General features: G+C 45.6%; 1 protein-coding gene and 1 pseudogene. Both read left to right on the top strand.

All coding sequences use genetic code 11. The features are described from left to right. Window positions 1-562, top strand: a pseudogene (locus tag I2F62_RS13085) (beta-ketoacyl-ACP synthase I); the annotation flags it as partial. A 15-nt stretch (window positions 563-577) separates the two neighbouring features. Continuing rightward, on the top strand, window positions 578-857 hold a 280-nt coding region (locus tag I2F62_RS13080; protein WP_324627418.1), incomplete at its 3' end, for a CopD family protein.

Here is an 857-nt window from a genome sequence, read left to right as displayed (position 1 = left end):
CCGTGACGGTTTTGTAATTGCCGGCGGCGGTGGTTTCTTGGTATTAGAGTCACTTGAACACGCTCAAGCACGTGGTGCAAACATTTTAGCTGAAGTGGTGGGTTATGCAGCAAACAGTGACGGTGCAGACATGGTTGCGCCAAGCGGTGAAGGTGCAACGCGTTGTATCTTAATGGCGCTTGAAGAAGCCAAACAACATGGTGTAGACAGCATTGACTACGTAAACACTCATGGCACATCAACCCCTGCTGGCGATATTACCGAATTAAAAGCCATGGAACGTGCGTTTGGTGAAGGTCAAGTACCTGCATTTAGCTCGACCAAGTCAATGACGGGTCACAGCTTAGGTGCGGCGGGTGTACACGAAGCGATTTATTCAGTATTAATGATGCAAAATGACTTTATTGCACCAAACATCAACGTGACTGAACTGGATGAAGGCGCGAAAGGGTTTGATCTTGTACTTGAAAAACGTGATGCTAAACTGAATGCGATTATGAGCAATAGCTTTGGTTTTGGCGGCGTGAATGCGTGTCTCGTTTTCAAAAAATGGGCTGGCTAAGCGTTAGGATTTTAGATGACAACACCATCTGAGGCATTTCTTTGGGTTAAAGCATTGCATTTAATTGCAGTGATTTGTTGGTTCGCGGCATTATTTTATTTGCCGCGGCTGTACGTTTACCATGCGATGAGCAACGATGAGCTAAGCCATCAACGTTTCCAAGTCATGGAGCGTAAACTGTATCGCGGAATTATGTGGCCTGCGATGCTGGCAACACTGATTAGCGCACACTTTTTAGTGAGTTTAGGCGATGCAACCCAGCATTATCATCAAGCACATTGGTTTTATCTAAAAG

Origin of the sequence: Acinetobacter sp. MD2(2019) (assembly GCF_035615615.1) — a bacterium.
In the GTDB taxonomy this organism is placed as follows: domain Bacteria; phylum Pseudomonadota; class Gammaproteobacteria; order Pseudomonadales; family Moraxellaceae; genus Acinetobacter.
Note: the sequence above shows the minus strand (reverse complement) of the source record. Positions and strands in the feature narration are given on the sequence as shown.